This window comes from Armatimonas sp. (assembly GCF_043757465.1).
In the GTDB taxonomy this organism is placed as follows: domain Bacteria; phylum Armatimonadota; class Armatimonadia; order Armatimonadales; family Armatimonadaceae; genus Armatimonas.
On record NZ_JAYVPL010000133.1, the window covers coordinates 22,163 to 46,277 of the forward strand.

At 60.0% G+C, this 24,115-nt stretch carries 21 protein-coding genes; 11 read left to right on the forward strand and 10 right to left on the reverse strand.

Annotated features, from left to right (window positions below; genetic code table 11):
* Positions 1-30: 30 nt before the first annotated feature.
* On the reverse strand, positions 31-1,041 hold the full coding sequence (locus ACH2ED_RS18735; protein ID WP_395094232.1) for a phosphate/phosphite/phosphonate ABC transporter substrate-binding protein: 1,011 nt from the start codon (positions 1,039-1,041) through the stop codon (positions 31-33).
* A 122-nt stretch (positions 1,042-1,163) separates the two neighbouring features.
* On the opposite strand from ACH2ED_RS18735, the gene ACH2ED_RS18740 reads away from it, so the two are divergent.
* From ACH2ED_RS18740 to ACH2ED_RS18755, 4 genes are all read left to right on the forward strand, one after another.
* Complete coding sequence (locus tag ACH2ED_RS18740) at positions 1,164-2,324, forward strand: FhaA domain-containing protein (RefSeq protein WP_395094233.1); 1,161 nt, start codon at positions 1,164-1,166, stop codon at positions 2,322-2,324.
* Between the two features lie 104 nt (positions 2,325-2,428).
* Positions 2,429-3,913 carry a protein phosphatase 2C domain-containing protein gene (locus tag ACH2ED_RS18745; protein WP_395094234.1) on the forward strand — a complete coding sequence of 495 codons (1,485 nt, stop codon included), beginning with the start codon at positions 2,429-2,431 and terminating at the stop codon, positions 3,911-3,913.
* A 6-nt stretch (positions 3,914-3,919) separates the two neighbouring features.
* The gene (locus tag ACH2ED_RS18750; protein WP_395094235.1) at positions 3,920-5,614 is read left to right on the forward strand and encodes a serine/threonine-protein kinase; all 1,695 of its coding nucleotides are present in this window, start codon (positions 3,920-3,922) and stop codon (positions 5,612-5,614) included.
* A gap of 18 nt (positions 5,615-5,632) precedes the next feature.
* The gene (locus ACH2ED_RS18755; protein WP_395094236.1) at positions 5,633-5,917 is read left to right on the forward strand and encodes a M24 family metallopeptidase; all 285 of its coding nucleotides are present in this window, start codon (positions 5,633-5,635) and stop codon (positions 5,915-5,917) included.
* Positions 5,918-6,029: 112 nt separating this feature from the next.
* Here the strand turns inward: ACH2ED_RS18755 and ACH2ED_RS18760 are convergent, their stop codons facing one another.
* From ACH2ED_RS18760 to ACH2ED_RS18775, 4 genes are all read right to left on the reverse strand, one after another.
* Positions 6,030-7,877 (reverse strand): alpha-glucosidase/alpha-galactosidase, encoded by a 1,848-nt coding sequence (locus ACH2ED_RS18760; RefSeq protein ID WP_395094237.1) that lies wholly within the window; start codon positions 7,875-7,877, stop codon positions 6,030-6,032.
* 9 nt (positions 7,878-7,886) lie between these two features.
* Entirely contained in the window at positions 7,887-8,786 is a 900-nt protein-coding gene (locus ACH2ED_RS18765; RefSeq protein WP_395094238.1) for a dihydrodipicolinate synthase family protein, read from the reverse strand.
* A gap of 36 nt (positions 8,787-8,822) precedes the next feature.
* Positions 8,823-9,842, reverse strand: a complete 1,020-nt coding sequence (locus ACH2ED_RS18770) for a PQQ-binding-like beta-propeller repeat protein (RefSeq protein WP_395094239.1) — start codon at positions 9,840-9,842, stop codon at positions 8,823-8,825.
* 165 nt (positions 9,843-10,007) lie between these two features.
* Positions 10,008-11,264 carry a PQQ-binding-like beta-propeller repeat protein gene (locus tag ACH2ED_RS18775; protein ID WP_395094240.1) on the reverse strand — a complete coding sequence of 419 codons (1,257 nt, stop codon included), beginning with the start codon at positions 11,262-11,264 and terminating at the stop codon, positions 10,008-10,010.
* A 74-nt stretch (positions 11,265-11,338) separates the two neighbouring features.
* Here ACH2ED_RS18775 and ACH2ED_RS18780 point away from each other — a divergent pair, with 74 nt between their 5' ends.
* Positions 11,339-12,310 carry an aldo/keto reductase gene (locus tag ACH2ED_RS18780; RefSeq protein WP_395094241.1) on the forward strand — a complete coding sequence of 324 codons (972 nt, stop codon included), beginning with the start codon at positions 11,339-11,341 and terminating at the stop codon, positions 12,308-12,310.
* A 46-nt stretch (positions 12,311-12,356) separates the two neighbouring features.
* Here ACH2ED_RS18780 and ACH2ED_RS18785 read toward each other — a convergent pair whose 3' ends face one another.
* The 5 genes from ACH2ED_RS18785 to ACH2ED_RS18805 form a co-directional block, all read right to left on the reverse strand.
* Positions 12,357-12,938 (reverse strand): Uma2 family endonuclease, encoded by a 582-nt coding sequence (locus tag ACH2ED_RS18785; RefSeq protein WP_395094242.1) that lies wholly within the window; start codon positions 12,936-12,938, stop codon positions 12,357-12,359.
* Between the two features lie 14 nt (positions 12,939-12,952).
* Positions 12,953-13,741: an ABC transporter permease gene (locus tag ACH2ED_RS18790; RefSeq protein WP_395094243.1), complete on the reverse strand. Its 789-nt coding sequence runs from the start codon at positions 13,739-13,741 to the stop codon at positions 12,953-12,955.
* A 2-nt stretch (positions 13,742-13,743) separates the two neighbouring features.
* A complete protein-coding gene (locus tag ACH2ED_RS18795; RefSeq protein WP_395094244.1) occupies positions 13,744-14,541 on the reverse strand; it encodes an ABC transporter permease in 798 nt (265 codons plus the stop codon).
* Positions 14,538-15,506, reverse strand: coding sequence for an ATP-binding cassette domain-containing protein (locus tag ACH2ED_RS18800; protein WP_395094245.1), 969 nt, complete (start codon positions 15,504-15,506; stop codon positions 14,538-14,540). The genes ACH2ED_RS18795 and ACH2ED_RS18800 overlap by 4 nt, the downstream gene beginning before the upstream one ends.
* Positions 15,507-15,604: 98 nt before the next feature.
* A complete protein-coding gene (locus tag ACH2ED_RS18805) occupies positions 15,605-16,426 on the reverse strand; it encodes a hypothetical protein (protein WP_395094246.1) in 822 nt (273 codons plus the stop codon).
* 137 nt (positions 16,427-16,563) lie between these two features.
* On the opposite strand from ACH2ED_RS18805, the gene ACH2ED_RS18810 reads away from it, so the two are divergent.
* From ACH2ED_RS18810 to ACH2ED_RS18835, 6 genes are all read left to right on the forward strand, one after another.
* Positions 16,564-19,611 (forward strand): tetratricopeptide repeat protein, encoded by a 3,048-nt coding sequence (locus ACH2ED_RS18810; protein WP_395094247.1) that lies wholly within the window; start codon positions 16,564-16,566, stop codon positions 19,609-19,611.
* A gap of 135 nt (positions 19,612-19,746) precedes the next feature.
* Positions 19,747-21,477, forward strand: coding sequence for a hypothetical protein (locus tag ACH2ED_RS18815; RefSeq protein ID WP_395094248.1), 1,731 nt, complete (start codon positions 19,747-19,749; stop codon positions 21,475-21,477).
* A gap of 89 nt (positions 21,478-21,566) precedes the next feature.
* The gene (locus ACH2ED_RS18820) at positions 21,567-22,808 is read left to right on the forward strand and encodes a PhoPQ-activated protein PqaA family protein (protein ID WP_395094249.1); all 1,242 of its coding nucleotides are present in this window, start codon (positions 21,567-21,569) and stop codon (positions 22,806-22,808) included.
* Entirely contained in the window at positions 22,805-23,503 is a 699-nt protein-coding gene (locus tag ACH2ED_RS18825) for a hypothetical protein (RefSeq protein WP_395094250.1), read from the forward strand. Before ACH2ED_RS18820 ends, ACH2ED_RS18825 begins: the two co-directional genes overlap by 4 nt.
* A complete protein-coding gene (locus ACH2ED_RS18830) occupies positions 23,500-23,871 on the forward strand; it encodes an element excision factor XisH family protein (protein WP_395094251.1) in 372 nt (123 codons plus the stop codon). Before ACH2ED_RS18825 ends, ACH2ED_RS18830 begins: the two co-directional genes overlap by 4 nt.
* On the forward strand, positions 23,859-24,115 hold a 257-nt coding region (locus tag ACH2ED_RS18835; RefSeq protein WP_395094252.1), incomplete at its 3' end, for an element excision factor XisI family protein. The genes ACH2ED_RS18830 and ACH2ED_RS18835, both read left to right, overlap by 13 nt.

The window sequence follows — 24,115 nt, forward strand, 5'->3', positions numbered from 1 at the left end:
GCCCGGCGGGGGTTAGGGGGTGGGAGAGTCTCACTTCTTCGGAGCCCCTGCCGGTGCAGGAGCGGGGGTGGCGGCGCTCTTAGGCTTGGGCATGTAGTTGTCCAGCGGGACATTCAGCGCTTTGGCCACATCGCGCACCACATCGTAGTCGGCATTGGTCGCTTCCGAAAAGCCCTCGACCTCGTAGATAGCCTTGAGTGCCTTCTTGCCCTCGTCGGTCTTGGAGTATTTCAGAAATGCGGCCTTGATCTTCTCCACCAGAGCGGTATTTAGCCCGGCCCGCACCGCAATCGTGTCGTTGGGAATCTCGTCGGTTTCGCCAATCTTAATGACCCGTGTCTTGACATCGGGCAGAGTCTTCTCCACTTTGTTGCGCGCATCGTCGTAGACAGCGGCCACATCCACCTGACCATTATAGACCGCTCGCACCGCGCCATCGTGGCTACCAGCAAACATCGTCTGCGCGAAGAAATTATCTGGGTCTATATTTTTCTTTTTCAGATAGTAGCGGGGAAAGAGATTCCCCGAGGCCGACGCCGGGTCCACAAACGCCATACGCTTGCCCTTTGCCTCCTCAATGCTCTTGATCCCGGAGTCGGCGCGGGTGATGAACATGGAGTGGTAGGTGGTCTTGACTTCCTTGGTTGCCGGGATCTCACGCGCCGTCTTGAGGATCACCTCCGCCGCGTTCTTATCTTTAGCCAGCACATAGCCCAGAGTGGGCAGTGAGCCAATATCCACTTTCTTGCTGGCCATTGCCTCAATCAGCCCCACATAGTCCGTGGAGACAAACGACTCAACAGGAATGCCTAGCTCGGCACTGAGATAATCCGCGAGGGGCTTGGCATTGGCGACCGCCTTATCCGCCTCGACGGAGGGGACAAATCCGAGAATGAGCTTGGCCGGGGCTGTGCCTTCGGCGACGGGTGCAGCCGTAGTGCCCGTGCCTTTATCTGACGAAGGATTGCAACCAACCAGTGCAAAACTGGTCAGAGTGAGTGCGGTTGCAAAAAACAGTGCGCGACGGCGAATTTGGTTCAAGGGAACTCTCCTGGAAATGGGTTGTATAATGCCGGTGAATTTCGCTTGTCAGTATACCCGAGGACCGCTTGTTTCCCCCGCCCCGCGAGGGCAGGGGTAGGAGATCGGGGTAGGAGATAGCAGTGGATGTACTGGAGAAACTGAATCGGCGTTTTGCCGATGCCTACGAAAAACTCTTTAAGGGGCCGGGCGACGATGAGCTGCGCCCGCGTGATATCTTGCGCCGCGCTGTTGTCGCGATGGAAGACGCTCGTAAAGAGGGGCTGGACGGGCAGAACTATGTCCCCAATGTCTACACGATCACCGTCGCCGTTGAGGATGAGGACGAGCGGCAGCTCGTGCAGGCTTTTCTGGATGCCGACGAGCTCGCCCAGGCACTCGCGGAGAAGATCGGGCAGCACGGCTACAAGACACGTGGCCTGCTCCAAGTGGTGATCGAGGAAGTGGAGGCGGGGGCAGGCAAAGAGCGCGTCAAGATTGTCACCCGCTGGGATACCACTCCCTCCCCAGAGCTACAAGCACCGGCACCAGCGGAGTCCAACACACCTGAGCCCGACTCTGATCTGGGAACCGTCCCCGTGCCACGGGCACACAGCCTGGGGGAAGCGCTGGCAATCTTGACCGTGCAGAGCCTGGAGGGCCGGACGGAGGAGCTGCCTCTGACGGCAGCGGGGCTACAGATCGGGCGCGGGAAGCAGGCGGGCAACGGTCTGGTTCTGGTAAACGACGGCATGGTCTCTAAGAAGCACGCACGGCTCGCCTGGGAGGCAGGGCGCTTCGTCCTCTACGACCAAGGCAGCACCAATGGTACCTATGTGGGTGGGGAGCGACTTGCACCAGGCCGAGGAATGCCGCTGGCGGATGGCGACGAGCTTCTGATTGGGCAGACCCACCTGCACCTCCATGCGCCGCAGGACTTACTCACCGTCCCGTCACCGTTCGCGAAGCCTAACCTGGCACCGCAAGCACCGCAGTCGCTCGTGACCGGGCCCACCTACCGCCTGATTAGTGACACCGGCGAGGCATTTGTGCTCGCCTCCCGGATGCTTCTGGGGCGGGCGCTCACCGATGATATCGTCCTGGTTGCCGAGGGGATCTCGCCACAGCATGCCCGGCTAACGGTGCGTGAGGGCATGGTACGCATCGAGGATCTGGAGTCCAAGAGAGGCACCGTGGTCAATGGGGAGCGCATCCCCGCCAGCTTTCCCGTGGCACTCTACCCAGGTGATACCATTCAACTGGGAAACATGAGCCTGAGGCTCCAGCAAGGGGAGGCGCTATGAGCGGGGCGCTTTTAAGCTTTCTGCGCCTGCTCTTCGCGGGCTCGCTTTTGGTCTTTATCCTGGCACTGCTCTTCTCCCTACGACGGGAGACAAAGTAATTTTTTATGGCTACGCTTTCGATTCAACTAGCAGCAGATACTCACAAGGGCATGCGCCGCTCCGGCAACGAAGACACTTTCGGGGTGTTCGCTATACCTGGCTACGAAGCCGCGTTCGTGGTCTGCGACGGCATGGGGGGGCTTCAGGCGGGTGATATCGCCGCCAATGAGTCGGTTCGAGTGATCGAGGCGGAGCTCAAGGCCCAGCTCGCTCTGGCGAATGCCGACCCCGCGCCGGTACTCCTAAACGCCCTGCGCCGCGCCAATGATGCCGTCAATGCCCTTGCGCGACCCAGCAGCGTCAGTGAGGACGATCCCACGGTGGGCAGCGAACCCGCGCCCAGCAATGCTCTGATGGGCACAACGGTAGTGGCAGGAGTGGTGCGAGGGGAAACACTCTGGATCGCTCATGCAGGCGACTCACGTGCCTACCGATTCCGCGACGGTGCGCTAGAGCGCCTTACGCGTGACCATAGCTTTGTAGCCGAGCAAGTGCACGCCGGGAACATGACCGAGGCGGAGGCACGCATCTCCCGCTTCCGTAACATGATCACCCGCGCGATCGGAATTGACCCCACACTTCAGCCAGAAGTCCGTCAGGACATCCTGCGCCCTGGGGATACGATCCTGGTTTGCAGCGACGGCCTGACAACCATGCTCGAAGACAATGAGATCGAGCCGCTACTTGATGTGAAAGGATCGCTGGAGCGCCAGGTGCAAGGGCTCATTGATGCGGCAAACCGTAAAGGCGGGCACGATAATACCACGGTCTTGCTTCTGGGCGTCGGTGGCGGCGGAGAGCCGGTTCGTAAGACCGTGGAACAGCGGGGCGGGGGGGTGCCCGCCCCAGAAGGAAGCCGTGAGCGCCGACGGCGGCGCTCCAGTGGGCCGTCGCCCTTGGTGCTGATGCTGGCCATTCTTGGGGCACTGGGATTACTGGGGATGTTCTTGCTCGCCCTCTCCCCCGCGCTGCGGGCACGGCTCGGGGCAAACCTGGCGACAAAGGCCGCGCTTCCCCCCGAGCAGCTCGCAGATTTCGCACATCTGACCTACGATCTCGTGCCCAAGCGTATCGTGGACAGCCCACTGGCCCGGCGCAACCAGCTTGCCCTCCAGCCGGATGGCGGAGCGATCTTCGTGCGTTACTCCGGGGGGCAGGTCATCCAGGTGCGGCCCGACCACGCCGAGAAAGTGCTCGTGGGCGATCTTAAAGTGCCTGACATTCAAAAGATGGACACGGACTCGCTCGATGACGAAGTCTACCTGGCGAGTGATCCTCAGGGCAATCTCTATATTTCCTACTCGGCGCGCGGTGTCATCAAGAAACTCGCCCCGGATGGCAAGGAGCTGACACGGGTCCCTGGACTCAACCGTCCCGGTGCGCTCTGTGTGGAGACGAAAACGGGCGATATCTACTTTATTGATGCGACCAACCATGTCCTGGCGCTACGGGCAAAGCACACGCTCCCTAGCTCACCCACCCCAAAGTAAACCACTATGCCCATTGGTCAGATCGGAAAGTACGAGCGGCTGGAGGTTCTGGGACACGGGGCCTCCGGGATTGTCTACCTTGCCTGGGATACCCTGCTGCGGCGCAATATCGCCCTGAAGGAGATCCGCGCCACCGGGCCCGAGCAGGAAAAAGTTCTCTCGGAAGCACGGGTGCTGGATCGCTTGCGCCACCCCCATATTATCGCGGTGCACTCGGTGGACTTGCAGGACGGAGTGATCCTGCTGGACATGGAGCTGGTGCGTGGCAAAAATTTAGCCGAGGTGCTACGGGATCGCTTAGGAAGCCCCCTAGATCCCGCCGAAGCCGTGCGGATCGTCCTAGCCGTGCTGGATGCTCTGGCTTTCGCCCACGAGCGGCGGATTCTGCACAAAGACATCAAGCCCGCCAATATTCTCATCGGCGATGACGGCACGACCATCAAACTGACGGACTTTGGGCTAGCGGAAGCGCTGGGGACGGCTTCCGTGGCGGGAGGTGGAGGAACCTACCCCTACATGGCCCCCGAGGACTTTGCGGAGAAAGCCGACTCCGACTGGCGCTCGGATCTGTGGGGCATGGGCGTGGTTCTCTACGAGCTGCTCACGGGCAAGCGGCCCTTTGTCGCCGCCGACACACGCAACCCCTTCTCCTGGAAAGCCGCCATTGCGAACGAGGCGCCGCCCCCTACTGGAATCAGTGACGCACTGGACACGGTTGTGATGAAGGCCCTCGCCAAGGACAAGAACAACCGCTACCAGACCGCCCGTGCCTTCGCCGAGGCGCTGCAAGCGGCGGCAGTGGGTTTGCCTGCACCCCTTCCTTTACCTCCTGCCAATCAGGCGGCGGAAGCTGGAGGACAACCGGGCCGCCTTGTCTTCTCGGATGGAACCGTCGCACAGACTCTCGATGAGCTACTCACCGGAGCAGCACGAAACTGGGACGATTCCCGTCGGGCGCTGATCGAGGGACGTTTCTCTCTCTTTTTAAGGGCCATCGGGGAGCCCTACATCGCTGAGCTGGCGCGGGAGCTTGTCGGACGCGCGGATCTGGGGCCAGATCGTAAGCTACGGGAGTTCCTAGAACGCGCTCGCCCCGAGGATCCCGCCGAACACGCAGACGAGTCTGAGCGGACGATTCCTTTCGCAGCCCTAAAAGAGCGCCTGGCACGCTTCGATCTGGCGGGCGAGCTCGGGCAGGTTGGAGGCGGGCAGGCACAGCTCAAGCAACCGGAACAAGCCAGCCCGGTGCGCATCCCGGTCGAGGATTTTGTGGGAGAAAAGGCACTCAAAGATGGGGTTCGCTGGTGGTTCTTCCCGCTTCTTCTGCTCATCCTCGCTCCCGCGGCAGCAGGCATGGGCTCGGCAGGGGGAAGGCATCTCAATGCCGGTCTGGCGCTCACGGGGCTGACAGGCGCGATGCTCTTGCTCCTCTCCATTGGCATTCGGCAGCCCCTCTGGACGCGGTTTCTAACCCTCTTTCCCGTGGTCATTGGCGTGATGGCGGGCGGAGTGATGGCGGCGCAGGCGATCCCGAACAGCCCCACTCCCAGTGCCCTGCTCACGGTCTCCGTTATGGCGCTCCTACCACTGGGCGGTCTACTCATCCAAGCCGCCACCACGCGACGTCTCTGGCGGCTCTGGCTGGCACTGACCGTCTTTCTAGCGCTCGGCGCGGCACTCTTCGTTTTCAACCTGCGCTGAGCGGGTACAATCCCGGCCATGAACGGAACTTCAGTGGCGGAGTACGCCTACAACCCCATTGTCGGCGGCGGGCTGAACGCGACCGTGCTGCACTACATGGACAACGACCAGATTCTACGCGAGGGCGAACGGGTGCTGGAGTCCGAGCTGGCGGGGATTGCGGCATCGCGCGCCGGGACGGCCCTGTGGGAGGTGGACCGAGCCTCGCGTACTGTGTTTGAAAAAGCCGGGATGCCGGACTGCTACACCTACGGCATCGGTCACGGCCTAGGCTTAGACGTCCACGACGCGCTCCCGAAATAACCTCTCCCCAACTCCTCTCCCGGGTGCTCATTCTTCGCTGGGAAAGGGGCTCTCTAAATTCCCCTTTCCCAAGGAGCTTGCGACTGCCCGGGAGAGGGGGTAGGGGGAGAGGTTAGAAATTCGGCTTTGGCACCGCGACGCCGAAGCCCCAGCCGTGAGCGGCGTTGGTGATCTTGACCAGAATCCGGTTGACACCTTCCTCCAAGCGGATCGGGGCTTCGTCCTCTTTTTCCGTGTAGCCACGGCGGGTGTCGTTTTCGTGAACGATCTGGCCGTTGATCCAGATTTTAATGCCGTCGTCGGAGCCGCACTTGAGGAATGTCTCACGCGCGTGCACGGACTCCAGCTCGGTGTAGGCATAGGCCACGGCATTGTCGTGATTGCCGATGGCACGGCCTAGATTCACGTAGCCCTTCTTGCTTGCAATCGTCTCGCGCCAGCCGGACTTGTGCTCGCCGCTGGCGAAAATCGCCTCGTCGGCATCGGGCGCGACCCAGCCAGTGCTCACCTCGCCGCCCTCAGCTTTATCTAGGGCAAACGGGCCAAGCACGCGCCAGCTCAGCAAATCGTCCTCGTGACCCTCTTTCTGTGCGGCGTCCCAGCTTGCCCGTAGCTCCTGCGGCGTGGGGGGATTGAAGGTCTTGCCGCTGGTGGGAACGAGGGTCTTCTTGGTGTCAAGGGCTGGCAGTAAATCGCCGTGCGCGACAATCAGCTCATCGCACATCTCGACAATCTCGTCGGTGGAGAGGGTTGCGCCTGTCAGTGGATCGAACATCGCGGCCTGGTAAATATGGTCGCGACGGCCCTCCATTGCGGCGCGGATAAAGAGCTCGTGCTGGGTGACGTGCGGCATCATGTAGCCAATGAGCTGTGGTGGTAGCGCCCCGACCGTCGTGAACTGCAAGCCCGCCCGGTCTACTAAAGTCGGCACCTCGGCAATTGCATCACTCGGTAAGTTGGAAATCGCGCCGTTGTTGGGCATGTTGCCATAGACCACGGAGGGCGTCCCTGTCACGAGCGAGTGAATAATGGTCGAGCCGTACTCATGGGACTTGTGCACCGTGATCGGATCGTCGGACTTGGCAAAGACCTTCATGCGCTCGAACTCATCCACAATACCGTCGCAGCGGCGGAGATACTCATCCATCGGCACCGAGAACTCCGTGATCTTGTCCTTGCCCCGTGGGATAAACCACGGGTTGTACTCCGCGTTGTGCTCGCTGGACTCGGTGATGAAGTATCCTAGGCGCTTCATCAGCTCAAAACGCACTTTGTTCTTCGCGAACGTCGCCGAATCCCTCATGGCCTCAAAGAGCCGGGGATAGAGATCCACGCCCTCACGCTCTAGCTTGGTGTAGAACGCCATGTGGTTGATCCCAGCGCACGTAAAGCCCACCTCCGCCGGGTTCACGCCGATATAGCCCATGATCTGGTTCAGCGTCCCCTGGACGCTATGGCACAGCCCGACCGCCTGGATATTGGAGCTGCGGGTGATGGTCTGCATGTTCATGCTCATCGGGTTGGAGTAGTTGAGCAGAACGGCCTTCGGGCAGATCGCCATCATGTCCTCGACCAGCCCCTTGAGCATCGGGTAGGTGCGCAGCGCCCTGAAAAAGCCACCCGGCCCGGTCGTGTCCGCAATCGTAAAGCCCAGGCCGTACTTGCGGGGAATCTCAAAGTCCACTAAAGTCGAGTCGAAGCCGCCGATCTGAACCATATTGATGACGAAGTCCGCGCCCTCTAAAGCTTTACGGCGATCCTGCGTCGCCTCAATCGTCGGGCTGGCTCCGAGCGCCGCCCCGACTTTCTGGCACAGCGCCGCCCCGACTTCGAGCCGGTCGGCGTCAATGTCCGTGTAGGAAAACGTGGCGTTCTTGAACTCGGGAAACGAGAGAATATCACCGGTGAGGTTTTTAGAGAAGACGACGCTACCCGCGCCGATCATGGCTACTTTTATCATGGCCGTAGTTTACCCTATCGCCCCAAGCTCACGTAGCCGCGCGACTAGAATCTCGGCCTGTGCGGTTGTGAGTGGTCTGAGCGGAGGGCGCGGGGCACCAACAGGGATTCCCATTCCCTCCATAATTGCCTTCCCACTGCTCAGCCCAGGATTCCGGAGTAGCGCTCGTACGGCGTCCATCACCGTGTCCGAGAGTCGCATCGCCTCGGCAAGATCGCTTGCGGCAAACGCAGCGCGTAGCTTTTGGTAGAGCGGAGCGGAGTAGTTGTAGGTGCTGCCCACAAAGCCGACCGCCCCCACGGAGAGCGCAGGGAGCATGCACTCATCGGAGCCCCAGAAGATATCGTACCGCCCGTTTTCAAAGCGCAAGCAGGCAGCAAACTCTAGGAGATCGTTGTGGGTGAACTTCAGCCCCGCGAAGCTCGGGATGCGTTCGGACGCTTGCTCCAGCAAAGAAACCATCGGGAGCGCCGCGCCTGTCATGCTGGGAATGTGGTAGTAGAAAAACGGGAGCTCTGGTGCAGCACTCGCCACGGGCGCGAGGAAATCCAGCAGGTGCCCGACACTGGCGGGCTTAAAGTAGTACGGAGCCAGCGCCGAGATGCCGTCCGCCCCGCCCGCCTGTGCGTCTGCGGCAAGCTCCGCCGCATCGGCGATGCTCGTGTGGCCCACATGGACAACCACCTTCAGCCGCCCCGACGCCACGTCAATCCAGCGCGCCACCACCGCCTTGCGCTCCGCCACGCTCATCGAAACGCCCTCGCCCGTTGAACCACACACAAACGCGCCGATCACGCCATCAGTGATTAATTTCTCGCACTGTTTCTCAATAACGCCAAGATTCAGCGAGCCATCGGCGGCGAATGGCGTGTGAGGAGCTGCAATCAGCCCCTTCCAGTTTGTCTTCATGGGGGGATTCTACCAAAATTAGCGCTCGGTAGTGGGCTAACGAAAACAATAGATGTAGCCGTCGTCGGAGCCGATGAGGACTTGACCGTTGACGACGCAGGCGGAGCCCATGACGGGACGACCGATAGGGTAGCTCCAGATTTGTTTACCGTCGGCGAGGCTCAGGAAGTAAAGCCGCCCGTCTTCGGAGCCAATCACGACTTTGCCGTCGCAGAGCACCGGGGAGCCGTCTATCTTGCCGCGCGTGCGGAACGTCCAGATTTTTTTGCCCGTGTCTTTGTTTAGGCAGTGGACGAACTTATCGCGCCCCCCGATCACCACTCTGTCGCTGAGCACGGCGGGCGTGGAGTAGTACGGAAAGCCCCGGTCGCGGTAGAGCCAGACGTTCTTACCAGAGGCGAGATCAAGACAAACCACAGCGTTTCCGTAGTGCCCCAGATAGACACGCCCGTCGTCAATGGTCACCGAGCCCGCAATATAATCCCCGACATCGATGCTGTTAATTTTCGTGCCATCGGCGGCGTTCAGCACGTGTAGAAAGCCATCGCAACCACCAAAGACCACTTTGCCCTGAGAGATTGCGGGCATGCCATTGACATAGTTATCGGTCTCGTAGGTCCAGTTGACTTTCCCCGTAAGACCATTCACACAGTGCACGCGATTATCGTAGCTGCCAAAGATCAGCCAAGGGGTCTTGCCATCGGGCGCAGTCGTGAGATTGGCCGCACCGAGAATTTTATCGTCGGTCTTGTACTTCCAGGCGAGCTTTCCCGTGGCGGCATCGAAGGCGTAGAGGCGCGCGTCCGACGAGCCAATCACGACCAGCTTGCCCACCAGCCGCGCCGATGCCTCAATCTCGCCATTGGTCAGGGTGCTCCAGAGCTTCTTACCATCGGCAAGGCGCACGGCGTAGACGCGCTTATCCTCGGAGCCAAAAAACACCCGCCCTGCACCGTCTACCACGGGTGACGAGAGAATCGGCTTGCCAGTCTTGAAGCGCCATGCCTGCTTGAGCTTATTTGCCAGCTTTCCTGGCGCGATACGGAATTGTTGCATGATGTTTTTGTATCGCCCCCATAAACGGGAGCGTCTTTTTGTCGCTTCGCGACACGAAGGGCGCAAGCGCCCATCCCGAGTAAACTCGGTTATGGCCGGAACGGCCTTTGTGTCCGAGGAACGAGGATAATAACACGCCCCCGTTCATGGGGGCGATGTATTCGGTCATTTCCCCACACAGTACAGTTTATCTTTGGTTCGGATAAACAGATTGTTGTAGGCCACCGCGATACTGGAGCGAATGTCAGAGCCCTCGGTGTCCATTGGGTTCTCGGCTAAGAGTTTTCCTGTTGCGGCCTCAAAGACGAACACGACACCATTCAGATCAATCACGTAGAGCTTACCGTCGGCGATGGTGGGAGAGCCCCAGCACATCTGGCGGCTGGGGGTGGGAACACTCCAGACGACGGTGCCCGCTTTGGACTCAACACAAGACAGAGACTTCTTAACATCGCTGAGTACATAGAACTTGCCCTGCGCAAAACAGGGAGTCGGAACATCGCTAGTGACATTACCGCGCTCCTCGCTCTTCCAGGCCAGGCCGCTGCCATCGAGCTTGGCGGCGTAGACCGGCGCGCGCTTGGGAGCACAGACCATCACGACGCCGTCGCCCGCCACCGCGGACGGGACTTGTCGCCAGTAGGCTTCCCGATGTGCCTCGTTCCAGGTGCCCCAGCGCCAGAGTTCTTTTCCCGTCTCGGGATCGTGGCCGCTGACCACATCACCGCCGGAGATAATCAGTTGTGGTTTGCCGTTGACCAGCTGCGGAATCGGCGTGCCGTAGGACTCGCGAGACTCCATAATGGCATCGCTGGGCCGCACACTGCGCCAGAGCTCCACGCCCGTGCTCGGGTTCAGCGCGAGCAAAAACGACTCGGGCTTACCCTTGCCACGCGGCCCGACGGGCTGGTTGCGCTGAAGAATCTGGACGTAGAGCTTCTCGCGCCAGAGCAGCGGGCTGCTAGAGAAGGTCCACTGGAACGCAAAATCACCGTAGTCGCGTTGTAGGTTGCGCTGCCAGAGCTTCTTACCCGCGGGGGTGAAGGCCGCCAGATCGCCGTTGCCAAAGAAAAAGACCACGCGCTTCCCATCGGTCACGGGCGAGGGGGCGGCGTAGTGGCTCCGCTCGTCCAGGCGCACTTTATTGCCCTGACCGCCGGGCTGGTAGCCACTTCCCATGGCATCCTGCCACTTGATCTTTCCGGTACTACGGTTCAGACAGTAGGCGACAAGCTGCTGTTTATCAATATCTGCCGCCGTGATATAGACATTGCTTCCGTGGACAATCGGGGTCGCTGCCGTGGGGCCTGGTAGTGTGGCAGCCCACTTTATGCCCTCCGTGGGGGAGAATTTTACCGGGAGGCCCTTCGCTTCCGTGGAGCCGTTGTAGCTCGGTCCGCGCCAGTTCATCCAGTCTTGCATCACATTTTTCCTTTGCACTCTATTTGCCTTTTTTCGAAGGATTTTCCTCCTCAACCGGGGAACTCTGAGAGGCTATGAGTAACCAGATGAAATACGGCACGATTGCGGGCATCGAAAAACCCGTCTCGCGCCTGGTGCAGGGCATCATTCAGGTCAACCGCAACGACGAAGCGATTGGCTTCGCACAGCTCGACTCCGCGTTTGCGGCGGGCATCACGTGTGTGGACACGGCCTATATCTACGGCACCGATGCGTTTTTAGGCAAGTGGGTGCGGGAGCGTGGGATTCGCGACGACGTGGTGATTCTTGCCAAGGGTGCCCACGATGGCATCCGCAAGAAAGTGACCCCGTTTGACATTCAGCATGACCTCCACGAGACCCTGGCGCGCATGCAGCTAGACTATGTGGATCTCTATGTGCTGCACCGCGATGATGAAAATGTCGAAGTGGGCCCCATTGTGGATGTACTGAACTTGCTGGTCAAGCAGGGCAAGATCGGCGCGTTTGGCGGAAGCAACTGGAGCACGGCGCGCCTTCAAGCCGCCAACGACTACGCGGCACAGACCGGCCAGATTCCGTTTACATCGTCGTCGCCTAACTTCTCGCTCGCCGATCCGATCCGGGTACCGTGGGGCGGCTGTGTGAGTATCTCGGGTGATCAGTACGAAGAGGACCGTGCGTGGTACAAGGCCAATCAGATGCCGCTTTTCTCCTGGTCGAGCATGGCGGGAGGCTTCTGGTCCGGGCGCTTCAATCGTGCGGACATCGAAACTTACACCGAGGGCCAGGCCAAGCTTGTGCGTGAATGCTACTGCTCCGACGCCAACTTCACGCGCCTGGATCGCGTCCAAGAGCTCGCCGATGCCAAGGGCCTCTCGGTTCCCCAGATCGCGCTGGCCTACATCTTCAACTACCCGATGAATGTCTTCGCACTGGTCGGAGCCCAGAACCAGAGCGAAGTGGATACCAATGTCGCCGCGCTCAACACCGAGCTCACGGAGCAAGAGCTACTGTATCTGGATCTCAAGGCGGATAGTCCGGCGTAGCGAACCGCCCTGATGAACGCAGCTTTTGGTGCGTTCATCAGGGCGGCTACAGCTCGGTGTCGAAGATAGCGGCAATATCAAGAGTGAGGCCGGGAAGCTCGGGGGAGCAGTCGAGGGTTTGTGGGTTTTCGAGGACTCGCGGCTCGGCGTTTGGGCGGTAAACATGGACGTTGCGTTGTGCTGGGTCAAGCAGAAGTGCGAGACGAACCCCACAGGCGATGTACTCCGTCATCTTTTCCTGAAGCAGCGCCAGACCATCAGTTTCGGAGCGTAGTTCTACTACAAAATCGGGAGCAAGAGGCAAAAACTTCTTCTTCTGCTCCGCCGTCAGTGTGGCAAGGCGGGCCTTGCTTACCCACGAGGCATCGGGCGAGTGCATCGCGCCATTGGGAAGATCAAAGCCCGTATTAGAGTCGAAGGCACGACCAGCCCCATTAAGCCGTGACCAGACAACAAGCTGCGCGGTCAGCTCCGCATTACGAAAACCTGATTCTCCCCCTGTGGGCATTTTGACAACTATCTCTCCTCGGGAATTGCGCTCAATCTGCCAGGTAGCATTGGCCTGGCAAAACTCAAAAAAGTTCTCCCGGTTGGCGAGATCAAAGCCAGTGAGCGTTGGTGCGGACATAACCGATTATACCGCTAGCTTCCGGTGGAGCGGTACTGGCGCTCGCCGCGCTTCCAGAGCTGGAGGGCGACGGTGAGGAAGCCCACACCGACTACGGGGCCGAGTAGGGCGAGCCACGGGGACGCGCTAGGGTGGCCGAAGATCACCGAGGCGGGCAGATAGTTCATGCAGGCAATCGGCACCACGAACGTGAAGAGCAGGCGAATCCACTTGGGGTAGATCGTGAGCGGCAGCTCCGCCGCCATGATCCCGCCGTAGGTAAGCGCATTGACAATCTCTAGCGACTCCACGGTGAAGAAGCAAAGCGTGGCCTGCATCACCAAGACGCCGTAGAAGATCAGTGCGCCTCCGAGAATCGCCCCAATCAGTGTCGTCACTTTGAGCGCATCCCAGTGCACGCCCGCGTGGCTCGCCCCCCAGAGCAGACCAATCAACCCCGCGACCAGCCGCCCGATGCGCGAGAGCTCGAAGGTCTGGCCTGCAAGAAGCAAAGCCGTGGGGTGAGGGCGCAACAGAAACCTATCGAAGTCCCCTGCGCGAACCACGCTGGCGAACTGATCGAAGCCGCGTCCCGCAGCTTCCGCGAGAGCGAAAGCCATGTGCACCATGCCGTAGAGCACTGCCACTTGCGCGAGGCTCCAGCCGGGCAGATTTCCAAAGCGCGCAAAAAGTCCCCAGAGCCCCAGCACTTCTACAGCAACCGCTGAGAAGTTGCCCAGCGAGTAGAGCACAAAGCTCGCCCGGTACTGCATCTGCGAGTGGATCGAAGCCCGCATCAGGGAGAGAAGAACTCTCAGGCGCATCCTCATCCCCCCTGCACCACAAGCCGCTTGAGGCCACGGGCGAGTAAGAATCTCCCCGCGAGCACAAACACCGTCGTCCAAGCGAGCTGGTGCAAGAGAATGGAGCCAAGCTCGCTGACAGGGCGCTGGCCGATCCAGAGCGTGAACGGAGCGTCTACCATACCGATAAAGGGCAGAAAGCGCAGCGTCGGCTGGAGCGCATCCGGCAGGAGGGCAAGCGGCAGGATCTGACCGGAGAGAACCGCAACCAGCCCCGGCGCGATGCGGGCGATGCCGTCGCCCGAGAGGGTCCAGAGGAGCGAGATGGTGATGAGCGTGCACCAGGAAGCGATGAGCGCCACGGCTCCGAGTAGCGCGAGTAGGAACCCAATAAAAGCCGCGAGCGAGGGCGGTGGCTGCATTCCCAGAAACGCCATGCCTAGCACCAAGATCGGCAGGCAGCGAAGCACTGTAGGGGCCACTCTATTTGCAGCGTTGCGGGTAAACCAGAGGGTGTAGAGATCCAGTGGACGCGCCAGCTCGTAGGCGACCGTGCCATCGCGCATCATGGCGCGCACTTCTGGGTCCGGGTTGGCGGTGAAGGGCGAGAGGGCGAAGAATGCCTGCCCTAGCCAGGAGTAAGTGATCATCTGTGCTTCGGGGAGCGGTGGGATGGCGTGGCTGCTGTGATAGAACGCCTGCCGCATCGCAATGAGCGCCGCCCCGAAGAAGAGCTGTGTCCCCGCGCCCGCCCACGCCGCCGCACGGTACTGCAAGAGCATCTTGAGCCGGGCGATGAAAATTGCGGTGTAGGCTCTCATGACCGAGTTCCGTAGAACCGGGCGATGATCTCCTCAATCGGTGGGTTCTGGACAAAGAGATCACGGATCGGAACAGTGGCACTGAGCTGGGCGATCAGCTCAGCAACGGCGATCTTCTCCGGGTCGAAGCGCAGGGTGATGCGCTCTCCTTCTACCTTTAGGATCTCCACTCCCCCCACCCAGAGGGTACCCGGCGGGGGCTGGGGGGGTGGGCCATGTGTCTCGATGACCAGCCAGCGCTCCTTGGTGACTTGCTGGCGCAGGGCTTCGAGGGGGCCGTCCAAAAGAATCTTGCCATTTCCAATCACTAACACCCGTGAGCAGAGCGCCTCGATATCGTCCATGTCGTGCGTCGTCAGCAAGACCGTGACGCCGTGCTCGCGGGCCAGCCGCCCGATAAACTCACGGACGGCGAGCTTGCTAATGGCATCCAGGCCAATCGTGGGTTCGTCTAAAAAAAGAATATCGGGGCGGTGAAGCAGGCTTGCGGCCAGCTCGCAGCGCATGCGCTGGCCGAGGCTAAGCTGGCGCACAGGCGTGGTGAGAAAGCTGCCAATATCGAGTTTTTCGACCAGCTCAGCTTGCGTTTTGGCGTGTTGCTTCTCGGGGACAGCGTAGATCTCCCGAAGCAGCGTAAACGACTCCGACACCGGCAGATCCCACCAGAGCTGGCTGCGCTGCCCAAAGACCACGCCTATTTTTGCCACATGGGCCTGCCGCGCGCGCCACGGGACACGTCCGCTCACGGTGACGGTGCCACTGTCGGGGACGAGAATACCGGAGAGGATTTTAACCGTAGTGGACTTGCCCGCGCCATTGGGGCCGATATAACCGACGACCTCGCCCGGCTCTACACTCAGCGAGATGCCATCAAGCGCTTTTACGGTGCGACTCTGGCGTCGCAAAAAGCCGCCCTCGGCTACTATAAAATGCTTGACAAGGTTCTCAACAATGATCTGTGGCATGAGGAGGGGTATTTTATCACACCCCTCTTGTGCGTGTTCCTTAAAAAAAGTGTGATCTCACTTGCTCCATCTCAAGGAACCGGGAGCAGTTTTGGCGCTTAGGAAACCTGGGTCATTGCGAAACGTCCAGAATAGACGAGGACATTTCGCGACGCGAGGAGCTTGTACGTCCCCCGCATCGTGCCCAGGCTCACACGCTCCACACCGGGCAGAAAACTCCCGCTCATCACCAGGAGCAAGCCGCCGGAACGGCCCGTGTCGCCGATCAGATCGAAGCGGAAGCTGCCGTCTCTGTCAGCGGCCGGAGCAAAGGTCATGATAGTGGAGACAACCATGTCATTGAAGGCAAGCTGACCGGTGATCAGGTTGAAGCGAGGAAGCTCCCGGCTGGGGGCAGGAATCTCATGCTGGAAACGTAGCCGTCCACCACCTCCGCTCACGTTGACGAACTCCCCGAGGAAGTCCGGAGGAAGAATCTCAAGGGATGCCCGGTTAGCATCGGCCAGATCGGGAACCACGAGTCCCTGAGAGTTCTCTCGTAATAGATAAAGCGTTCCGCTGTTGCCACCCATATTGAGTGTCGCTTGAGTGATCGCTACCGAGGTGAAAAGCATCTCTGGGAATCCGGTGATCGAGACGGTTGCATTGCTAATCGTCACCATACCCAAGTCAGAGGTCAAAGTGATGGGCTGATTGAACTGGTTGCCGATCGTCAGAGTGCCAGTAGTGCCGCTAGCGTCAACTGTGAGCGTCACCACACTACCCGTGAGGGCTCCCGAGGTGACTTTACCAGACCAGGGCACGTTGGGCAGAAAGGGGCTATCGAAAGCTTGGACGCGGGCACCGATGCCCAGGGCAAGGCCCAGTCCCAGCGCGGATTTGAGGAGCGCGCGTCGCGTGGTCGTTTTTTGAAGTTTCATTTTAGCTTGGTTCCTTAGACGGAGGCGAGTGGGGCACAGTTCCCCACTTCTGCCTTCCAGTTTATCGGACTAAAGTGGACGGAAACGTGGACGGAAACAAAGGATTTGCGTGGTCGAATAGAGAAAGAGGGACGAAGATGCTGACGATTCGGCTCTTTGGATCAATAACCGTTGAGGTGAATGGGGAGCCACTATCGGCACTTCGGTCACGCCGCGGGCTGTATATCCTCGCCTTGCTGACTCTACGTGCCAACCGAGATGTCTCGCGGGTCTGGCTGGCAGGAACACTCTGGCCGGAGAGCGACGAGGCCCGAGGGCTAGAGAACCTCAAGCGCTCTCTCACAAACCTGCGCGATGCCCTGGGTCCCACGGCCAAGCACTTGCTCCAGTCCACCACGAAGCACACGCTGGTTCTGCGGCTCACCCCCGAGCAGGCCGATGTTCTCGCGTTTGACGAGGCGATTCAGCAGGACACCACGGAAGCACTGGAGAAGGCTCTGGCACTGTACCGGGCACCGCTGCTGGAGGACTGCTACGAGGACTGGGTACATCCTGAGCAGGCAGCGCGCCGGGAGACTTATCTTGCCACGGTCGAGCGTCTGGCGGCACGGAAGCAAGTCACCGGGGAGCTGTCCCAGGTGATTCCGACACTTCGCGAGGCAGTGGTGCGAGAGCCCCTGCGGGAGGGACTCTGCCGTCTTCTCATGGAGGCACTTGCCGAGACGGGGAGCCCTGCCGAGGCGGCAGAGGTCTACCGTGCGCTCCGCAGTAGTCTGCTCCGTGAGAGCAATGCCCACCCGTCGGCAGAGCTGACGGCGCTCTACAACCGCATTCGTGCAGCGGCAACAGCGGTGCCCGTGGCAGCACCGGCGCTCGCTCCGGTGTCACGGAAAGCCCCTGCACTCTACACACTTCCTCGCCCCCTGACAGCGCTCATCGGGCGGGAGCGGGAGCTGGAGGCGATCACGGAGTGCCTGCACAATGCCTGCCTGGTAACTCTGACGGGAGCAGGGGGAATCGGCAAGACGCGGCTGGCGCTGGAGACGGCCTGGGGGCAGCAGAAAGCTCGGGCGATGCAGGACGGCGCCTGCTTTGTAGACCTAGCTCCCGTGCGCGATCCCACCCACCTGCCCCAAGCGACGGCCGCCGCACTCGGACTCCAGGAGACTGGGGAGCAACCCCTGCTGGAGTCGCTGGTTGAGTTTCTACGCCCTCGTTCGCTCTTGCTTGTTCTTGATAACTGTGAGCACTTAGTAGATGCAAGTGCTGAGTTTGTGGGTCGCCTTTTACGAGACTGCCCTAGCCTCCAGATCCTCACCACCAGCCGCCAACCGCTGGGCATCACCGGAGAAGTCGTCTGGCGCGTCCCCGTTTTGGAGGTACCGACGCAGCAAGGCCTACCTGAGGTGCTGATCGAGCGCTATGCGGCCCTGCGTCTCTTTTTTGAGCGGGCGCGAGCGGTTCAGCCTGCCCTCGTGATCACGGAGCCGGTGGTACAGGCGGCCATTGAGATCTGTCGGCACCTCGACGGAATCGCGCTGGCCATTGAGCTTGCGGCGGCACGGGTTAAGTCTCTGAGTGTCGAGCAGATCGCACTGCGTCTGGAGGATCGTTTCCGGCTGTTAACGGGAGGGAGCCGTAACGCTCTGCCACGCCAGCAGACCCTACGCGCCCTGATTGACTGGAGCTACGATATCCTGCCCGCACCAGAGCAGCTCTTGCTCACACGTCTGGCTGTCTTTCGAGATAGTTTCTCGCTGGAGGCTGCCGAGGTGATCTGTGGGGACCGTACGGCACTGATCGCCGATGCGATTCTGGACCTGCTGGAGCAGCTTGTGGATAAGTCGCTGATTCTCACGGAAGAGAGCGCTGAAGGACAGACACGCTACCGAATGTTGGAGACAATCCGTGAGTACAGCCGCTTAAAACAAGCGACCGAGGAGCTACCAGAGCTGCTGGAGCGCTACCAGAGCTGGTACACACAGCTTGCGAGCGAGGCGGAAGCGAACCTGGTAGGGTCCGAGCAGACACACTGGCTAGTGGCGCTCGATGCGGAGCACAACAACCTGCGGCAGGCCATTGACTGGAGCGTGGGGGAGCGGCATCTGGAGCTCTGCGCCGCGCTCTTTCGCTACTGGTACTTGCGGGGGCACTGGAGTGAGGGACGCGAGCATCTCAGCGAGGCACTCACCCGTGCAGACACTCCCCAGGGAACTGCAACCCGTGCACGGGCACTGATGGGAGCCGGGAACCTAGCCCGGAGTCAGGGAGATTATGCCGTCGCCGTTGCCCACTTTGAGGAGTGCCTTGTGCTTCGTCGTACGCTGGGAGACCAGCGAGGGAGCGCTAGTATTCTCAACAACCTGGCGACGGTTCTTCTCGACCAGGGCGACTACGAGCGTGCCCGGACACTTTACGAGGAAAGCCTGGTGCTCTGCCGAGAGCTCGGGGAGACAAGAGGGATCTCGCGGGCACTGCACAACCTGGGAATGATCGCCAACGAACAAGGCGACAACGAGCGGGCTCTGGCGCTCTACAGCGAGTCACTCTCCCTCTGCCGGGAGCTCGGGGACCGCTATCTGGAGGCCAACGATCTCAATAATTTAGGTAATGTCTTCACGGAGCAAGGAGACTATAAGCAAGCACGGCTTTTGATCGAGCAGGCACTGGTGATTGACCGGGAGCTAGGAATGACGGCAGGAATCGCGTCCTCACTCAATGATCTAGGGCGGATCGAGCTGGCGCTGGGCAGCTACGCGGCGGCGCAGGCGCTGGTGGACGAGAGCCTGGAGCTCAATCAGGGGCTGGGAGACCAGCGTGGGATCGTGATGTCTTTAAATAACCTGGGGCTAGTGGCACTTGCCTGGGGCAACTACGACGAGGCACGCAAGCACCTGACCCAGAGCCTGGCACTGCGCCATGGCCGCTTCATTGTGGATAGCTTTGTCGGGCTGGCTCACCTAGCGCTTCGGGAAGAAAATCTCGTGCGCTCCGCACGGCTCTACGGCGTGGCGGATCGGCTCCGGGCGGGTATGAACGGAGCACTCGCTTTTTTAGAGCGCCGGTTCCACGACGATGACCTGGAGCTTCTGGCGGAGCGCCTTGGTTCTGCCAGCTTTGATCGAGAGTACGCACTCGGCCACGCCCTCACCGACGAAGCAGCGGTTCAGCTCGGCATGGCGTAGAGATTCACGCCGTCCACGATAAAAAAAACTCCGACCACGCAACGACTCAGCTCCCGTCCACTTTTTCGTCCACATCGAGACGTTATTCTAGGCTCAGTTCTTCAAAACGAAGACCAAAAGAATAGGAAAAACACGATGCGACAACGATGGATAACACTACTGGGTATTTCTGCACTAGCAGGAGCGAGTTTACTCCTAGCCAAAAGCACACGAGCCGATGTCGGCGACTATGGCTACTATCAATACGGGGATTTTGGCTACAAAGCAGCGAATATGCTGGATCTGGATCAACGACGAAACGCAATCGGCAGTATTTTTGGTTTGCCTAATAAAGGTGCGATGTACTGTGTTCCCACCGCCTGTATGAACATGCTGGGCTATATTGCGGGGCATGGCTACTCCAATGTCTTCCCAGGAGTGGCGAACTGGCAGTCGAATAACCAAGGCATCTACAACCAGATGACCAGTAGTCTCCAGATTTTTGGCAACCAGATGAGCACCGACCCGATTAAAGGGACAGGAGGCAATGCAGCGCTTGCTGCCACTAAGCTCTACCTTGACCCCGCCAAGTTTGGAGTGGATCTGCTCTATGCCGACAAAAACTACTCCCCACTCTTTAGCGATCTGGCGATCATGGCGGTACAAGGGCGGCTAGTGACTCTTGGAGTAGGCTGGTACACCAACAAAGACATGAACCTCCCCCATGTCCGAGCAGGTGGGCACTTTGTGACCCTGGGACAGGCATCGAGTGTCGGGCTATTTAGCCCGGCGAGTATCGGTATCCTCGATCCCGCCAACGACTCCGCGAATCTCTTTGCGCAGTCCGCCTTTGCGTTTGATTCCTACGATGTGGAGGATGTCCCAGGCAAGTACGGCTACACGGACGCTAACTTAGTGGATCATGTCTTTCAGCGCACCCAGAGCCGCATTAAGAACTACGGGAGTGGCTATATTGATGGCGCAATGGTGATCAAGCCCAAACAAGGTCTTGTCTCGCAAGGGCCGGTGATCCAGATACTGACGCCAGTCTCTGTCTTCAATGTCGAGGCCAAGCAGGCCGTGCGTACCTACCGCTCACTGACCGGCGGCAGCATCCTGGATATCGCCTATGATCCGATTGATGTGAAGACCCCCTATCTGATTGAGGGAAGCGAGAGCCTCTACGAGCTCGATCTCCACACCGGCGAGTCCCGTGTGCTACCGGCAGTTCAGCGCACGGAGACCGGGCTGCCGACCCTGAGCAAGCCGCAGCGCCTGGTGATCGGGGGACCGGAGCGAAAGCTCTATGTTCTCCAAGCCGGGCAGATCACCTGCTTTAGCCGCGATGGTTCCGCCGCGAAGGTCTTCACACTGCCCATGGGGCTCTCGATCGCGGCAATCACTTTCTCGGAGAAACGAGGAATTCTCTACGCATTTGATCGTGCCAGCAAGGTGATGATCCAGTTCGATGCCGACCTCAAGCCGCTACGCACCGACCGTCTGGACATTACGCTGGCAACCCCCTACAAGCTGGAGCTGGTCAGCAACCCCGTGACCGATGAAGTCTCGCTACTCTGCGATGGCTCCGTGGACATCTATAGCTTCAGCTGGGGTGAGCGCGGTGTCACCACCCGCAAGACCACCCTTCAAGGAGCAAGTTTTCCTGTCGGTATTGATATTGACGAGGCAGGAATGCTGGTCGCCAACGACAAGGGCCGCATTGTCTCCTTCGACAAGAATGGTCGTCCCTCGTACAGCTCCCCGTTTGTGGGAATGCCCGGTGGCACCAACCAGCGCCTGGTTCGCTCCTTCAGCAACTACAACCCAGCGATCCACACCACCCCGAGCTTCGACAATGTCCTCCCGCCCAGCCCCGAGCTGCGCTAAACAAACCAGAACGAGCCAGCCCGGAGAGGGCTGGCTCGTTCTGGTTTGCTCCACCCACATCACCGGGGCCGATACGCTATAATCTCTGCATGAACCGAACTTTGTTGTCCGTCTTCAATGGCTTTGATGCTTATCTAGCTCGCCCCGAACCCGCGTTTCGTTGGGAGAAAAAGAGCGAGAAGCGCGTGGGCGATGTGCTTATCGAGGAACTTAAGCTTGTCTCACAGACCTGGCAAGGCAATGTTTGGGAGCATCGCGTGCAGGTCTGTCGCCCTGATAAGCTGCGCTACCCGGATTTTTGCGCCGTGCGCAACACGGGTGGCAATGGCGGCGACCGTGACGAAGCCATGAACATTCAGCTCGCCCGCGACTCCGGGTGCACGGTGGCGACCATGTTCAACAACCCGATGCAGCCACTCTACGGCGGCCTTACGGAAGACGCGCTGATCGCCTACACCTGGCAAAAATATCTCGAAACCAACGACGAGAGCTGGCCGCTGCACTTCCCGATGGCAAAGGCCGTGCTCAAGACTCTCGATGCACTTCAGCAGCACACAAAAAATAAACTCCAGCGCTTTATGGTCTTTGGGGCGAGCAAGCGCGGCTGGACGACGTGGCTGGTGGGCGCGAGCCAGGACAAGCGCGTGGTCGGGATCGCGCCGCAGGTGATTGATGTGCTGAAAGTGGCCGAGCAGATTCCGCATCAACTCGACATGCTCGGCGGCAAGCCCAGCGAGGAGATCGAGGACTACGTCCGCACGGGCTTCGATAAGCTTCTTCTCACCCCACCCGGCAAGCGCCTGATGGATTTAGAGGATCCGTTCTCCTACCGGGATCGCCTGACCCTGCCCAAGCTGCTGCAGCTCGGCACCAACGACCGCTACTGGGCCCAGGATGCGCTGAATCTTTACTGGGACGGTCTCAAAGGCCCCAAGTGGGTGCTCTACGCCCCCAACTCCGGCCATGGCCTGGAAGATCGTGTCCGGGTGATGTCCACGCTGGCCGCCTTCACCCGCTCACTCGCATCCCGTCGCCCCTGGCCCACATTAAGATGGCAGTGGACGCCCGAGGACAACGGCGCACGACTGAGCTTCTCCAGCACGTCCCCCCTCCGCGCCGCTCGCCTCTTCCGGTGCCTTGGCCCGACCACGGACTTCCGCGATCAGAAGTGGTCCTTCACTGAGCTTCCCATCGCCGCGCAAGGCTTCGAGGCCTGGCAACCCACACCCCGTCGCGGCTTCGGTGCGGCCTACGGGGAAGCCACATTTGACCTCGACGGCCAGCCGTTCACGCTCTCGACTCAGATTCGCATCTTTGGGAAAAAATCATGAAAAAACACTATATTATCGGAGGGCTGGCACTTGCCACAACCTCGGTCGCGCTGGCGCAGCAAGTGCTGGGCCTGAGGATAAATGGCAAGGCGGTGGCGGGGGGAGCACTGGTCTACAGAGGCAAGACCTATGTTTCCATTGATGCTCTTAAAGCGGCGGGCGTGGGAGTAAAGAGCACCACAGGAGGTGTCGAGCTGACGCTTCCCACCGCTGCCACGACAAGTACGAGTACAGGTGCAGGGGGTGCGAGTCAGCAGAATGGAGTGGAGGGAAAAGGGGGGGAGTGGCTCTTCAATGGTATCTGGCGTTTCCAAGTCATAAGCATCGAGAAGGCCGATCCCGCCACGGACGGTGCAGGCTGGAAGGCGAAAGTGGAGATTCGCAACGGCACCAAGCTCGGCGGCTATGCGCCAGGTGGCACGGGCTGGAGCGGACTGACGCTCGTGCTCGAAGACGGCAACTCAATCCCCGCACGCTCCGATGCTCCCGAACTGCGTGATGGGGGGCTCGCCCAAGGCGCAAGCAATTCCCAGACCGTTTTCTTTGAGACGGAGTCCAAAAGCAAGCCAGTGCGCCTGATCCTGCGCTTCGACCCCAAGGGCCTAGAAGGCACCCCACCCAGCCTCCGCTTCACCGTACCCGACCCCAGCTTTCGGGTTGATGTCCGCGCGATTGTCCGGCCCAACTGCGAGTGAGACCGAGCTGGACGATCACGCATGACCCGCTGCGACTGAACTACAAAAAGAAGCGTCTCTATGTTGATCTGGGAGCGGAGCGCCTGCTTGCCGCCGAGCGTGGCACGGAGAAGATCGCGGTCGAGATCAAGACCTTTAGCGGTGCCTCGGATGTCGCTGATCTGGAGCAAGCAACAGGGCAGTACATGGTCTACCGCTCGCTGCTCCGTCGCAGTGACCCGGAGCGGACACGGGTTCTGGCGATCCCGCAAGAAGCGTTGGAAAGCGTCTTTGAAGATGCACTCGGCGAGATTCTGCTGGAAGACAGCGTGCTGAGGCTCTTCAGTTTTGATGCCAAACGGGAGGGAATTGTCGAATGGCTACCTTAGAAGAGCCACGTCAAGCAGTCGAAAACGTTCTTTCAACCTGGCAGAACTTGCCCGGCCCCGAGGCCGATTTTACAATCGTCCCGGTCTCAGACCGCCAGAAAGGCTGCTATCTCTTGCTGGAGGAAGGCTGGGAAGGCCGCAAGCGTAATCACAATCCGACCGGAGCAAGCTCCGGGGTATGTCTCGGAAGACTTCGGCCTGAGAGCCGAAACCCTAGAAGAAGTGGGCATCCTGAGAGATGCCC